Genomic DNA, 13,700 nt, shown 5'->3' on the forward strand with positions numbered 1-13,700 from the left:
CGGTGCCGCCGACCTCGCCGCCCTGTGGCGCCGGGCGGGGGAGTTGTCGGCCGCCGACCCGGTGGAAGGCGCCGCCGTGGCCGAGCGCGCCGAGCAGGCGGGGCTGGTGGACGCGCTCGACGACCCCGGTGATCCGTCGCGGTACTCGGAGGAGGGCTACACCCGGATCCGCAGGCTGAGCCAGGAGCTGGGGGCGTTGCGGCGCAGGCTCGACCAGCCGTTGCCGGAGCTGGTGGCCGACGTCGAACGCACGATGCTGCTGGGCGTCGAGGCACTGGCCCGGCCGGGAGCGGTGGGTCGTGCCCACCTCGATGCGTTCGCCGAGGTCGTCCACGACTACGCCGAGAGCTCGCCGACCGCCACGCTGCTGTCGTTCGTCGACTACCTCACCACCGCCTCCCGCGCCGAGGACGGACTCGAACCGGGCGAGGTGGAGGTCGCCCCGGAGCGGGTGCAGGTCCTCACCGTGCACGCGGCGAAGGGCCTGGAGTGGCGGATCGTGGCCGTGCCGCACCTGGTCGACAAGGTGTTTCCCAACGAGCGCAAGTCCTCGTCGTGGTTGAAGACGGTCGCCGAGTTGCCCGCCGCGCTGCGCGGTGACGCGCAGGACCTGCCGTCGCTGGACCTCCGCGGCGGCGAGGACCGGCGGCAGGTCAAGGACGCCCTCACCGACCACGAGGAGCGCTTCAAGGAGCGGCACGCCGACGAGGAGCGCAGGCTGTGTTACGTGGCGTTGACGCGTTCGGAGCACTGCCTGCTCGTCTCCGGCCACCGGTGGAACGATCCCGCGGCGACGAAGCCGAAGGCGCCGTCGGAGTTCCTGCTGGAGGTCGCGGAGCGCGTTCGCGAGCAACCGGACGTCGGCGTGCTGGAGCAGTGGGCCGAGGACGCCGAGGACAACCCCCTCTCCGAGGTCTCGCGCGAGCTGGAGTGGCCGGTCGATCCGCTCGGCGGCCGTCGTTCGGCGGTGAACGAGGGCGCGCGGCTCGTGCTGGAGGCACTGGAGGCGCTGGAGAACACCGAGGACGCCGGAGCGGACACCGAGAACACCGGCGAGGAGATCGACGACCCGGACGGCTGGGTGAGCGACACCGACGTGCTCCTGGCCGAGCGGGCGCGTGCACGGGAGCCGGAGGCCGAGATCGACCTGCCCGCCACGCTGTCGGTCAGCCAGCTCGTCGATCTCGCGGGTCAACCCGAGGACCTCGCGCGGAGGTTGCGCAGGCCGCTGCCGTTCCCGCCGAACGCCCACGCCCGCCGCGGGACGGAGTTCCACGGGTGGCTGGAGCGCCGCTTCTCCGGCGACAAGCTGTTCGATCTCGACGACCTGCCGGGCGCGGCCGACCCGGACGGCCTGTTCGACGGTCTCGGGGGAGCCCACGACGCCGACGACCACGCCGACGACACGGCCCACCTGGAGGCCCTCAAGGAGGCGTTCGAGCGCAGCGAGTGGGCCCGGCGCACCCCGCACGACGTGGAGGTGCCGTTCTCCACCGACGTCGACGGGATCACCGTGCGAGGCCGCATGGACGCGGTGTTCGCCGACCCGGACGGCGGATGGACCGTGGTGGACTGGAAGACGGGCGCGCTGCCCGACGCCGAGCGGCTGCCGACGTTGTCGGTGCAGCTCGCCGCGTACCGGCTGGCGTGGGCCGCCCTGTCCGGGACACCGCTGGAGCGGGTCCGCGCGGCGTTTCACTACGTCCGCCCCAACCGCACCGTGCGACCCGTGGACCTCCTCGACGCCGACGGCCTGCGAGCACTGCTGCGCACGGTGCCGGAGCGGCGAGAACAGGGTGAGGCGACATGACGACGGGTATCGCGCGGTCATGGTGAGACCGTGGAAGTTCACCCTCCGCGAGGAGAAACTGTCCGACCGGCCGAGCCACGCGCTGGTGGGGGTCGTCAGCATGCCCGCCCGCGCGATCTCCCCGGCGCGCGCCATCGGCCGCCGGCTGCTGTTGGCGCTGCTGGCCCTGCTCGCCGTGGTGTTCGTCGTCTACCTCGAACGCGACGGCTACCGCGACGTCAACGGTGACGGTGTCTCGCTGCTGGACTGCTTCTACTACGCCACCGTGACGCTGTCGACGACGGGCTACGGCGACATCACGCCCGCCACCGAGACCGCCCGGCTGGTGAACATCGTGGTGATCACGCCCCTGCGGGTGTTGTTCCTGATCCTGCTGATCGGGACGACACTGGAGGTGCTCACCGAGCGATCCCGGCAGGCGTTCCGGATCCAGAATTGGAGGCGCAGAGTGCGCGACCACGTGGTCGTCATCGGGTTCGGTACCAAGGGCCGCTCGGCGGTGAACGCGTTGCTGGGAGAGGGCGACACCGACCCGAGCCAGGTCGTGGTCGTGGACAGCGACCGCGGCGCGCTCGACGTCGCGAGCGCTCGGGGGCTGATCACCGTGCACGGTTCGGCGACCCGGTCCGACGTGCTGCGGGTCGCCGGGGTGCAGCGGGCGCGGGCGGTGATCGTCGCGCCGAACCGGGACGACACGGCCGTGCTCGTGACACTCAGCGCCCGGGAGATCAACCCGAAGGCGCGCATCCTCGTGTCGGTGCGGGAGATGCAGAACGTCCACCTGCTCAAGCAGTCGGGAGCCGACCAGGTGGTGGTGTCGAGCGAGACGGCCGGTCGGCTGCTCGGCATCGCGACGCGCACGCCCCGCGTGGTCGACATGGTCGAGGACCTGCTCACTCCCGAGGCGGGCCTCGCGATCGCCGAGCGGGCCGTGGACCCCTCCGAGGAGGGCGGCTCGCCGCGGCATCTGCCGGACATCGTGCTCGGTCTCGTGCGCGACGGGACGCTCTACCGCGTGGACGCCCCCGAAGCGGACTCGCTCGAACCCGGCGACCGTCTGCTGTACGTGAGGAAGGTGTCGGCGGGGGAGGAGACGGTGTCGTGAGCCGACCATTCGACGGGTCGGCGAGCCGGTCCCACGGCGCGGGGTGCGTCGGGGACCGTGTGGTGGGCAGCGAAACCATGTTCTGGGAGCATTGAGCCGTGCCGGAGCCAGCGAACCCAGACAGACGGCGGAGCGCTCAACTGACCCCGCAGGCCCTCGCTGTGGCCGTGGTGACGGGGATACTGCTCCTTCTCGGCGCGTGGTGGATGGGTCCCTCGCTGTTCGGTTCCGCCTCGGCCGAGGGGGAACGGCGGATCGTCGACGCGAAGGTGACGGATCCGGTGGACTGTGCGACGGCCGACGCCGAGGAGACCGTGCGGTTCCGGCTCAACGGCAAGATCCACAAGGGGTTGCTGAGCGGGTGCGGGCACGACCAGGACGAGCCGTTGAGCATCGCTCTCGTCGACGACCCCACCAAGACCGACGGCCCCGTGCGGGTGGCCCTGGCCGCCACCGAGCCGGGCGTCAACGACCTGCGCAGGCCGGTGGGGCTCGGGCTGCTGACACTGGGTTGTGTCAGCGGCGGAACCTACGCCTTCCTGCTGGCCCGGGGGCCTCGCGCCGGTCTCGTGTGAGCGGCGCGGTCCGGCGGGGTCAGGACACGTCCTCGCTCGGGGCCGCGAACGTGTTGCAGTCGACGATGCGGTTGTCGTAGGCCCCGGCACGCCACCACTTCGCGTAGTTGGCGTTGCTGCCGTGGTCGTGGGTGCCCGACGTGTCGTCGCCACGGGTCTCCTGGTCGTACCAGGCGGCGTCGTACATCGCGCGGGTCACCGAGCCGCCCTGGTCCACGTGCGCGCCGAGGAACATCCCCGAGAAGCACTGCGCCTGCAGTTCCTTGCGCCGGGACATCTCCCGCCCGGCCGCGCTGTCCTGGCCCTCGGCGTAGATGCGCTCCCACGCCGCGTCCATGATCCCCGCCATCTCCTGGACGTGGTGGCCGTACTCGTGCGCGAACAGCGCGAGGTAGACACCGGGCGCGTCGCCGTACTGTTCGGTCTGCAGACCGTCGAAGGGCAGGTAGAGGTCGCCTTCGCAGTAGTACGCGGCCGTGGCGATCCCGACATTGATCTTGCCGCACTGGGTGTCGAAACTCGCCGCCGACGGGAAATGCAGCCGCGGTGGCTCGAACGGCAGGTTGTACGCCCTCAGGAACGGCTCCCACGCCTCGTCGAGACACCCGCGGGCGGCGGTGAAGAACGCCTTCGCGCCCTCCGGCGTGCTCTGCCACGCGGGCAGTTCGCAGGCGCGGTTGGCGAGTCCCGCGTTCGGGTCCTGCAGGATCGGGTGGTCGGCGAGGGCGAACACCTTCGCCGGTCGGTTCGCCTGGCCCGTCGCCGAGGCACCGCCCGCCGGGGGCGTGGAGCTCGGCGAGTCGCTCTGGCTCGTGGTCGTCGGGAACGCGCCGGTGGAGCTCACCGGGGGCGGGGCCGGTGCGGACGCGGCCGAATCGGTGTGCGGCACGCGGGAGCCGGTCCCGGCCGTGAACACGTACACCAGCACGAGCGCCAGCGACAGCAGCATCGTTCCACCGCCGTACGCCAGCACGTACGGCCACGCCCGCTTGCGGGGTGGGGTGAAGTGCGGGCCGTGGGGCGAGGGCGGACCCTGGCCGTGCTGCGGGCCATGACCGTGGCCCGGGGGGCCCGGCCAGGGTGGCGGTTGTGTCATCTGGTCGTCCCCGCGCGGTCGATGGAACTCGTCGCCAGCATAGCGAGCCGAACCCCGGTCGGGACCCCGCGGCGGTCCCGATCGCCGGGACCCGGGCGGATGCGACGGCCGGGGCAACCGTCAGGATGGAGACATGTCCGACTCCTCAGGCTGGTCCACGTCCCGCGAGCGGCGCCCGGGCGTCATCCCCCTGCGACCGCTGATGCTCGGCGAGATCGTCGAGGGCGCTGTCACGACCATGCGCCGGTACGCGGGTGTGGTGTTCGGCTCCGCCGCGGTGGTGGCGTTGCTGAGCGCCGTCGTCTACTACGCCGCCGACCTGTGGGTGCTCGACGCCACGAGCCCCGCTCCGGTGATCGACGAGAACGCGCCCCCCGAGGTCCAGCTCGACCAGGCGGTGACCCAGTTGCAGGAGGCGTTGCCACAGTTCGGTGTCCTGGCGCTGATCACCCTGGTGACGCAGACGTTCCTGTCCGGACTGCTGACGGTCGTGGTCGGCAGGGCGGTGCTCGGTCAGTCGGTCGGGGTGCGTGGGGCGTGGGAGGAGCTGCGTCCGCGACTGGTGACGCTGCTCGGCCTCACCCTGGTGGTGACGCTGGCGGTGATGGTCGGCACCGCGTTCTTCATCGTGCCCGGTGTGTGGTTGTACGCGCTGCTCAGCCTCGCCACGCCGGCTCTGGTGCTCGAACGCGGCACGCTCGGTACCGCGCTGCGTCGTTCCGTGGCGCTCGTGCAGGGCGCGTGGTGGCGGGTGTTCGGCGTGCTCGTGACCGCGGTGCTGGTGACGTGGGTGGTGTCGTACCTGATCCAGTGGCCGTTCAACCTGGCGATCGACCCGCAGGCGTTCGAGCGCGGTTACACGCCCGAGGAACTGATGCTGCAGGAGCTCGGAGGTGCCGTGGCGCGCACGATCACGGTGCCGTTCTCGGCGGCGGTGACGGCGCTGCTGTACATCGACCAGCGGATGCGCAGGGAGAACCTGGCCGACGAACTCGCGCGGGCGGCTCGCGCGGAGTGACGTGCGGGTGCTGTGTCATCACTCACACGTAGGCATTTCCCGAAGGGGTGAAACGCGGGGGCCGGTGTCGACGACGAGGACGGTGACGCCGCCGGTGCATCGTGTCCGGCGTGCGCGTCGCGGCGAGGAGACACCGTGGGTCGTGTGGGGCGCTGGGGACGCGGCGGACGGCGGGGACTTCGCCGATCTCGTCGTGCGTCCGGTGCGGGTGTGGTGCTGGTGGTGGCGTTCGTGGTGTCGGGGTGTCTCGCTCCACGCACGACGGCGGCCATGATTCCGACGTGGTGTGCCGACCAGTCGGCGATCGTCGTCCTGGGCGACTCCCACAGCACGGGCTACGGGCTGCCCGACTACCCGGGCGGCGGCGCGTTCGAGCCGACGGGTGCCGGGTGGACGTCCACTGTGCTGCGTCGCGCGTCCGACGAGTGGGGCACGGTCACCACCGTCCTCGCGCACAACGGCGCCCTGGCGGCCGACTTCCGCCCCGGCGGTCGGTGGCCCGAGACCACGAGTGCGAGCGAGTACGTCCACGACGTCCAGCCCGCGTTGGTGATCGTGGCGCTCGGGGCCAACGAGTTCGCCTCCGACCTCGCGCCCACCGAGTTCGACGAGCACTACCGCGGCCTCGTGGCCGAGCTGCAGCGCGCCTCGCCCCGCAGCGCGGTCCTGCTGCTGGTGCCGCCCGAGATGGGCGCGCGCCTCGTGCCGGACCCGGTCTACTCGTGGGACGCCTACACCGCGGTCATCGAGACCGTCGCCGCCGAGAAGGGTGCGGAGCTGCTCGACCTCGGCCAGTACCTGCCGCCGGGCGGCACGCCGGAGGCCGAGGGGCTCTACCTGGCCGACGCGGCACACCTCACGGAGGCCGGGCACCGGGTCGTGCACGCGGCCGTGTGGACGTTCCTCGAAGCGTCCTGTGCCCAGTGACACAGCGGTGAACACGTGGCGAGCACGCGGCGAGCACCGTGACAGCCGGTGGCGCTCCCGGGACCGGCAATACCCGTAGGGTGTGGTCATGGCCGTCTCCGAACTCCACAAGTTCACCCTCGACAACGGCCTGCGGGTCGTGCTCGCCCCCGACCCGACGGCGCCGGTCGTCGGGGTGAGCGTGCACTACGACGTGGGCTTCCGCTCCGAACCGGAAGGGCGCACCGGGTTCGCCCATCTCTTCGAACACCTCATGTTCCAGGGCAGTGAGAGCCTTGAGAAGCTCGCTCACTTCCGCTGGGTGCAGAGCAGTGGGGGCACGTTCAACGGGTCCACCCACCCCGACTACACCGACTACTTCGAGGTGTTGCCGTCGGCCGCCCTGGAGCGCGCGCTGTTCCTGGAGGCCGACCGGATGCGCGCGCCCAAGCTGACCCAGGAGAACCTGGCCAACCAGATCGACGTGGTGAAGGAGGAGATCCGCCTCAACGTGCTGAACCGGCCGTACGGCGGGTTCCCGTGGATCCTCCTGCCGCCGGTGCTGTACTCGACGTTCCCCAACGCCCACAACGGTTACGGTGACTTCACCGACCTGGAGCAGGCGACGCTGGACGACTGCGCGGCGTTCTTCGACACGTACTACGCGCCCGCCAACGCGGTGCTCACGGTCGCGGGTGACCTGGACGTGGACCGCACGCGGGAGCTCGTGCACAAGCACTTCGGCGACGTGCCCGCGCGGCCGAAACCGCAGCGGCCGTCCTTCGCCGAGCCGCGCCCCACCGAGGAACTGCGCGGCACGCACGTCGACCCGCACGCGCCGCTGCCCGCGCTCGCGGTGGGCTACCGCATGCCCGACCCCGTCAACGAGCTCGACGCCTACCTCGCGAACCTCGTGCTCGCCGGGGTCCTCGCCGACAGCGACTCGTCGCGCCTGCAGCAGCGGCTCGTGCACAACGAGCCGCTGGTCACCGACATCAGCGCCGGCGCGGGCCTGTTCGGCCCGTTCGAGGCGCGCGATCCCGACACGTTCTCCGTGACGGCGATCCACCCGCCGGAGACCTCGACCGAGCAGGTGCTCGACGCGCTCGACGCCGAGCTCGACGCGCTGGCCACCACACCGCCGGGGCCGGAGGAACTCGCCAAGGTGACGGCCCGCTGGAGCGCGGCGCTGCACTCCGACCACGACCGGCTCGTGTCGCGCACGCTCGCGCTGGGGTCGTTGGAGCTGCTCCACGGTGACGCGGGACTCGTGTACGCGTTGCCCGAGCGCATGGCCGCGGTGACGGCCGAGCAGGTGTCCGAGGCCGCGAAGGCGTTGCGCCCCGACTCGCGTGCCGTTCTCGTGGTCGAACCGGGACAGGGAGGTGCCCAGTGAGCGTGACCGATCATCGCTCCGCCGAGGAGATCGGCCGCACGGAAAGCGGCCCGAGGGAGCTCCCTCCGCTCGGCGAGCAGAAGCCCGCCGCAGAGCTGTCGCATGTGGACACGGTGTTGAGCAACGGGTTGCGGGTGCTCGCCGTGCACAAGCCCACGGTGCCGATGGTCGAGCTCCGGCTGAGGATCCCGTTCGCGGGCGACGACGCCATGCACGCCGCCACGGCCGAGGTGCTCGCCGAGACGCTGCTCACCGGCACGCGGCGTCGTGATCGCGTGGCCATCGACACCGATCTCGCGCTCATCGGCGGCGATCTGGGTGCCATGGTCGATCCCGAGTACCTCAGCCTCTCGGGCAGCGCGCTGGCCGAGAAGCTGCCCGACCTGCTCGACGTGCTCACCGACGTGCTGACCGAGGCCTCCTATGTGGAGGGCGAGGTGCGCAGGGAGGCCGACCGGATCTCCGAGCGACTCGCGGTCGCGCGGACGCAGCCGAGGGTGATCGCGCGCGAGGCCCTGCAGCGCAGGCGCTACGGCGACCACCCGTACACGCGCGAGATCCCGCGGGCCGAGGACGTCGCCGCCGTCGACCCCGAGCGGGTGCGGTCGCTGCACGCGTCGGCGGTGTTGCCGGGCGGCTCCACCCTCGTCGTGGTGGGCGACGTGACGCCGGAGACCGCGGTCGCGGCGGTCGAGCGTGCGCTCGCGGGCTGGTCGAGCGACGTGCGGGCGCGCACGCTGCCCGAGCTTCCCGACCTGACGCCGGCGGACCTGCTGCTCGTCAGCCGACCCGGCGCCGTGCAGTCGCAGCTGCGGTTGTCCGCGCAGGCGGTGCCGAGGACCGATCCGCGTTACCCGGCGCTCCAGCTCGCCAACCTGGCCTACGGCGGGTACTTCTCCTCCCGGCTCGTGGAGAACATCCGCGAGGACAAGGGCTACACGTACGGCGCGCACTCGGGTTTCGAGTTCACCGGCGGGAAGGCCACCCTCCAGGTGGAGGCCGACACGGCCAGCGAGGTGACCGCGGCGGCGTTGCTGGAGACCCGCTACGAGCTCGGCAGGCTCGGGCTCGTGCCGCCCACGGACACCGAGGTCGACTCCGTGCGGCAGTACGCCATCGGCTCGCTGCTGATCGGGGCGTCGTCCCAGGCCGGGTTGGCGACCCAGTTGGCGGCGCTGGCCTCCGTCGGGTTGGGCGTCGAGTGGCTGGCGGAACACCCGCAGCGCCTGGCCGCGGTGACCACCGACCACGTCGCGGAAGCGGCGCTGGAGTTCTTCGCGCCGCACCGCTTCACGGGGGTCGTGGTCGGTGACGCCGAGGTGCTCGCCCCGAAGTTGACCGCGCTCGGTGGGGTGACCCTGGACGGCGAGGTGGCGGGGGACAGGCCGGCTCGATGAGCTCAGTGAGGCGCTCCGGTCCCTTCCGGTTGACCATGCCTCCGGCGCTGTCGCGCTCGACGGCCGACCGCCAGGAGGCGTTGCGCACCGATCCCGAGCGGCTGCGGGCCGCGTGGCCGTCGGCGCGGGTGATCCGCGTGGACGGCCACGGCCGCGCGCCCGTGCCGGAGGACCGCGTCGTCGGTGTGGTGCCGAAGGACGTGCCGTTGGTCAGCGTTCCGGCGCTCGACATCGCCTCCGAGGTGCCGACGGAGGCCGTTTTCCTCGGCCGGTGGTCCGACGCCGACTTCTGGGCGGTGTCGGCGGAGCCCGGCCCGGACGCGCGCATGGTCGCGCTCGACGCCGGCGGCTGGGGCAGAGCGGCGGAGGTACCCGTCGTCGCCGGTGAGGCGTGGGTCGAGCTGAGGCTGCACGGCGACGTGCTCGACGACACGGCCGCGGGCCTGCTGACCACGGCTCTCGCGCTGCGCAACTGGCACCGCAGGGCCCGTTACTGCGCCCGGTGCGGTGGCGTGACCCGGCTGCACCAGTTCGGCTGGGCCAGCCGCTGCGAGCAGTGCGGGCGCGAGGAGTACCCGCGAACGGATCCGGCGGTGATCTGCCTGGTGCACGACGACGTCGGCGTCAACGGCGAGCACGTGTTGCTGGCGCGGCAGCCGACGTGGCCGCCGACCCGGTACTCGGTGCTCGCCGGGTTCGTCGAGGCCGGCGAGTCGCTGGAGCGGTGCGTCGAGCGCGAGATCCGCGAGGAGGTGGGCGTCGACGTCCGCGACGTCCGCTACCTCGGCAGCCAGCCGTGGCCGTTCCCGCGCTCGGTCATGGTGGGGTTCGCGGCGCGCGCCGACTCCGGGACGCCGCTCACTCCCGCCGACGGCGAGATCGAGGACGCGAGATGGGTGTCCCGCGACCGGGTACGGGCGGCGCTGACGCACGGTGACCCGGACCTGCAGCTTCCCGGCGGGACGTCCATCGCACACGTCATGATCCGCGCGTGGGCAGAGGCCGGCGACTGAGGTGTCCGCGAGGCGATAGTCTCGCGGCGTTCGAGAGTCACGGGGGTAGGTGTGGTGAGCGCGGCGCGGGCTGTGGGACTGCTTCTGGGCGTCATGGCCGATGCGATGGTCGGCGAGTCGGTGCGCGGGCGGGCGGACGCGACGCTCACGCAGGCCGCCCGTGCGGTGCAGCGACGGGTCCCCGCGGATCACCCGGTGGCGGGCGCGGTGCACGTCGGTGCCGTCGCGGGTGCTGCCGTGCTGGCCGGGGCGGCCGTGGAACGAGTCGGTCGAACCCGTCCGCTGCTGAACGCGGTGACCACCGCGGCCGGGACGTGGGCGGTGCTCGGCGGAGCGCGCCTGGCCACCGACGGCACGGCCCTGGCCCGGCAGCTGGAGACCGGCGACGTCCGGGCCACCCGGCAGACACTCGCGCACTGGGATCCCCGCTGTTCCGACGACCTCGACGCGGTCGCGCTGGCCCGGGCCTCCGTGGAGGCCGTCGCCCACAACAGCTCCGACACGGTCGTCGCGCCCCTGCTGTGGGGCGCGGTGGCCGGGGTGCCGGGGCTGCTCGGCTCCCGCGCCGTCGGCGTGGTCCGGCGCACGTCCGGCGAGCGTCCGGACCGGCGACGTTCCAGCGCCGCCTCCGCTCACCTCGACACGGTGGTCAACCTCCTGCCCACCCGGCTGGCCGCCGCACTGACCGTCGCCGGAGCGCCCGTCGTCGGCGGATCCGCTCGCGCCGCGTGGCAGGCGTGGCGCCGGGACACCGTGCTGCACCCGCATCCCAACTCGGGCCGGGTCGTCGCCGCCTACGCGGGGGCGTTGGAGGTGCGGCTCGGGGGACGCACGGCGTACCCGGACGGGGTGCGGGAGCTGCCCGTGCTGGGCGATGGGCGCAACCCGGACGCCGGGCACGTCACCCGCGCCGTGGAGCTCTCCCGCGTGGTCGGCTGGCTGGCAGGGGTGACCTCGGCCGTCGTCGCGCTGAGGCCGAGGCTGCGTCGCCGGCGCCGCGGCTAGGACCGCGAGGCGTCGGTGTGGGACTGCCCGCCACCGACGGTGCTCTCGGACGTCTTGCCGCGCGGAGCACCCTCCGCCGAGCCCTCGTCGCCCGCCCGTTCGGCTCGCTCGGCCTCTCGTGCGGCTTCCTCGGCCGCGTCGTCCTCGGCGAGCATCTCCGCCACCGACTTGCGGCGTGGGGCACCCTGACGTTCCTCCGACAGCGCGCCACCGGGCTTCAGCTCCCGCACCGTGAAGTAGGCCCAGCCGATGATCGCCATCGAGCCGAACGCCACCCACTGCAGGGCGTAGGAGAAGTACGGTCCGGCCTCCAGCGTGGGCAACGGCAGCGCGCCGAGCACACCCGGTTGCCCCTCGGTGAGCACCAGATACCCGGGGGAGATGTCGAGGCCGCTGGCTCGGGAGACGGTGCGCGAGTCGATCGTGTAGGCGTGCAGTTTCCCCTGGGTGGAGGCGTCGGCGAACGCGTCGCGGTGTTGCGGGTCGGTCTCGTCGCCCCGCACCCGGGCCTCGACGCGCACGGTGCCGCCCGGCGGGGCGGCGTACGGCGGGACGTCGCCGTTGTCGGGGCGCAGGTAGCCGCGGTCGATCAGCACGATCCGGCCACTGGTGGTCCGCAGAGGCGTGAGCACCTCGAAGGCCGGCTGCCCCTGCACCGTGCGCAGGCGGGCGACGACCTCGTGTTCGGGCAGGTAGGTGCCCTCGACCACCACTCTGCGCCACTCGGTGTCCGGTCCCGGTGGACGTCCGTCCGGCAGGACCTCTCCCAGTGGGCGCGGCTGCTCCGTGAAGGACGTCGACACGGCGTCGTTCTGCGCCTTGCGATCCTCGTGGCGTTCGAACTGCCACGGCGCGAGCACCGTGTAACAGGTCACGGCGAACCCGAACACGACGAGCGTGAGCGCCAGCCAACCCGGCTGGAGCAGCGATTTCCAGCGCACGACCACCACGGTATGCGGGTGTCCGAGGTCTCGTCCGAGAGGGGTCCGCGCCGTTAGTCGCGCAGTGCCGCGCGCGCGGCCGCGAGTGCTTGCCGTGCGTAACCGCCACCGAACAGAACGGTGTGCACCAGCAGTGGAAAGAGCTGGTGCAACGGCACTCTCCGCTCGTCCCCGGAGGCGAGCGGCCGGCCGAGGTCGTGCGCCGCCTCACGGTAGGCGCCGAGGACGTGGTCGAGCAGTGGTGCGGAGAACAGCCGGAGCATGGCCAGGTCGGTCTCCCGATGCCCACCGTGGGCGGCCGGGTCGAGGAGCCACACGCGCCCGTCCGTGGCCCAGTGGACGTTGCCGCTCCAGGCGTCGCCGTGCAGGCGCGCGGGCGGCTCCGGTGGACCCGCGAGGTCGGGGAGGCGCGCGCACACCTCGTCGAACACCTCGGCTTCGCCGGGGGAGAACAGGCCCTGGTCCACCCCCTGCCGCACGTAGGGCTGCACCCGGCAGCGGGCGTAGAACGACGGCCAGTCGTCGTGCGGTTCGTTGAGCATGCGCGCGAGCCCGATCCAGGCCTCGCGCGGGCCGCCGGGCGGGGGTGAGCCGAACGCGGGCGCCCCGCGCAGGTGCAGCCGGGCGAGGCCCCGTCCGAACGCCTCGGCGGCGTCCCGGTCGGGCCTGCCCTCGGGAACGTGGTCGAGCACCAGGTGGTCGTCGTCGACCCCGTGCACCGTGGGGATCGGCACGTCGCCCGGTTCTCCCAGCCAGCGCAGCCCGGCGGCCTCCGCTGAGGCGGCTCCCGGCCCCGAGCCGCGTTTGACCACCACGGCGCGCCCGTCCTCGAGGTCCACGACGGTGGCCTCGCTCGCGAGCGGCCGGGTACCGGTGGCCCGGACCCCGGTGTGTCGCTCGGCGGCGGTGCGGGCGGCGGTGTCGGTCATCGCTGTCGCACCCAGTCGAGCAGCCCGTCCACGGCCCGCTCGATCATGCCCAGCACCTCGACGAAGCCCTCGTCGCCGCCGTAGTAGGGATCGGGCACCTCGGCGTCGGCGGGCGCGGTGGGGTCGAAACTGCGCAACAACCTCACCCGGTCGGGGTCGTCGACGAGGACCCGCAGGTCGCGCAGGTGACTCTTGTCGGCCGCCACGAGCAGGTCGGCGTCGAGGTGCTCGTGGCCGACCTGCCGCGCGGTGTGCTCGACCGGGTACCCGTGGGCGGCCAGGGTCTCCCGGGCGCGGGGGTCGGCGGGTTCGCCCACGTGCCAGCCGCCCGTTCCCGCGCTGCGCACGGTCACGGCGTCGCCGAGGCCGTGCTCGGCGAGGCGCCGGCGGAAGACGATCTCGGCCATGGGCGAGCGGCAGATGTTGCCGGAGCAGACGAAGACGATGCTGGTCGTGTCGTGGGTCGCGTCGACTCGCGCGCGAGTGCTGTCGTCGGCCATGAGCTCCAG

The 13,700-nt window shown here is 72.7% G+C and carries 13 protein-coding genes; 9 read left to right on the top strand and 4 right to left on the bottom strand.

The window, feature by feature from the left end:
* From SACAZDRAFT_RS22610 to SACAZDRAFT_RS17015, 3 genes are all read left to right on the top strand, one after another.
* On the top strand, positions 1-1,810 hold a 1,810-nt coding region (locus SACAZDRAFT_RS22610), incomplete at its 5' end, for a 3'-5' exonuclease (protein ID WP_005443746.1).
* Positions 1,811-1,829: 19 nt separating this feature from the next.
* Positions 1,830-2,915, top strand: coding sequence for a potassium channel family protein (locus tag SACAZDRAFT_RS17010; RefSeq protein ID WP_005443747.1), 1,086 nt, complete (start codon positions 1,830-1,832; stop codon positions 2,913-2,915).
* Between the two features lie 206 nt (positions 2,916-3,121).
* A complete protein-coding gene (locus SACAZDRAFT_RS17015) occupies positions 3,122-3,490 on the top strand; it encodes a hypothetical protein (RefSeq protein WP_005450679.1) in 369 nt (122 codons plus the stop codon).
* Positions 3,491-3,509: 19 nt separating this feature from the next.
* Here the strand turns inward: SACAZDRAFT_RS17015 and SACAZDRAFT_RS17020 are convergent, their stop codons facing one another.
* Positions 3,510-4,586, bottom strand: coding sequence for a neutral zinc metallopeptidase (locus tag SACAZDRAFT_RS17020; protein ID WP_005443749.1), 1,077 nt, complete (start codon positions 4,584-4,586; stop codon positions 3,510-3,512).
* 133 nt (positions 4,587-4,719) lie between these two features.
* Here SACAZDRAFT_RS17020 and SACAZDRAFT_RS17025 point away from each other — a divergent pair, with 133 nt between their 5' ends.
* The 6 genes from SACAZDRAFT_RS17025 (at position 4,720) to SACAZDRAFT_RS17050 (ending at position 11,321) form a co-directional block, all read left to right on the top strand.
* Positions 4,720-5,604 (top strand): hypothetical protein, encoded by an 885-nt coding sequence (locus tag SACAZDRAFT_RS17025; RefSeq protein ID WP_005443750.1) that lies wholly within the window; start codon positions 4,720-4,722, stop codon positions 5,602-5,604.
* Between the two features lie 135 nt (positions 5,605-5,739).
* Entirely contained in the window at positions 5,740-6,531 is a 792-nt protein-coding gene (locus SACAZDRAFT_RS17030; protein ID WP_005443751.1) for an SGNH/GDSL hydrolase family protein, read from the top strand.
* 88 nt (positions 6,532-6,619) lie between these two features.
* The gene (locus SACAZDRAFT_RS17035; RefSeq protein ID WP_005443752.1) at positions 6,620-7,906 is read left to right on the top strand and encodes a M16 family metallopeptidase; all 1,287 of its coding nucleotides are present in this window, start codon (positions 6,620-6,622) and stop codon (positions 7,904-7,906) included.
* Positions 7,903-9,303: a M16 family metallopeptidase gene (locus SACAZDRAFT_RS17040; protein WP_005443753.1), complete on the top strand. Its 1,401-nt coding sequence runs from the start codon at positions 7,903-7,905 to the stop codon at positions 9,301-9,303. Before SACAZDRAFT_RS17035 ends, SACAZDRAFT_RS17040 begins: the two co-directional genes overlap by 4 nt.
* Complete coding sequence (gene nudC / locus SACAZDRAFT_RS17045) at positions 9,300-10,316, top strand: NAD(+) diphosphatase (protein ID WP_005443756.1); 1,017 nt, start codon at positions 9,300-9,302, stop codon at positions 10,314-10,316. Before SACAZDRAFT_RS17040 ends, nudC begins: the two co-directional genes overlap by 4 nt.
* 54 nt (positions 10,317-10,370) lie before the next feature.
* Complete coding sequence (locus SACAZDRAFT_RS17050; RefSeq protein ID WP_040928016.1) at positions 10,371-11,321, top strand: cobalamin biosynthesis protein CobD/CbiB; 951 nt, start codon at positions 10,371-10,373, stop codon at positions 11,319-11,321.
* On the opposite strand, the gene SACAZDRAFT_RS17055 is transcribed toward SACAZDRAFT_RS17050, so the two are convergent.
* Genes SACAZDRAFT_RS17055 through SACAZDRAFT_RS17065 form a run of 3 tightly spaced genes read right to left on the bottom strand, consistent with a single transcriptional unit; the run spans position 11,318 to position 13,691 of the window.
* Positions 11,318-12,262 (bottom strand): SURF1 family cytochrome oxidase biogenesis protein, encoded by a 945-nt coding sequence (locus SACAZDRAFT_RS17055; RefSeq protein ID WP_433409394.1) that lies wholly within the window; start codon positions 12,260-12,262, stop codon positions 11,318-11,320. The two genes, SACAZDRAFT_RS17050 and SACAZDRAFT_RS17055, sit on opposite strands and share 4 nt — an antisense overlap.
* A gap of 53 nt (positions 12,263-12,315) precedes the next feature.
* Positions 12,316-13,191 (bottom strand): fructosamine kinase family protein, encoded by an 876-nt coding sequence (locus tag SACAZDRAFT_RS17060; RefSeq protein WP_005443760.1) that lies wholly within the window; start codon positions 13,189-13,191, stop codon positions 12,316-12,318.
* Positions 13,188-13,691 carry a low molecular weight protein-tyrosine-phosphatase gene (locus SACAZDRAFT_RS17065; RefSeq protein WP_050983477.1) on the bottom strand — a complete coding sequence of 168 codons (504 nt, stop codon included), beginning with the start codon at positions 13,689-13,691 and terminating at the stop codon, positions 13,188-13,190. The genes SACAZDRAFT_RS17060 and SACAZDRAFT_RS17065 overlap by 4 nt, the downstream gene beginning before the upstream one ends.
* Between the last annotated feature and the right edge of the window lie 9 nt (positions 13,692-13,700).

The organism is Saccharomonospora azurea NA-128 (genome assembly GCF_000231055.2).
GTDB lineage: Bacteria > Actinomycetota > Actinomycetes > Mycobacteriales > Pseudonocardiaceae > Saccharomonospora > Saccharomonospora azurea.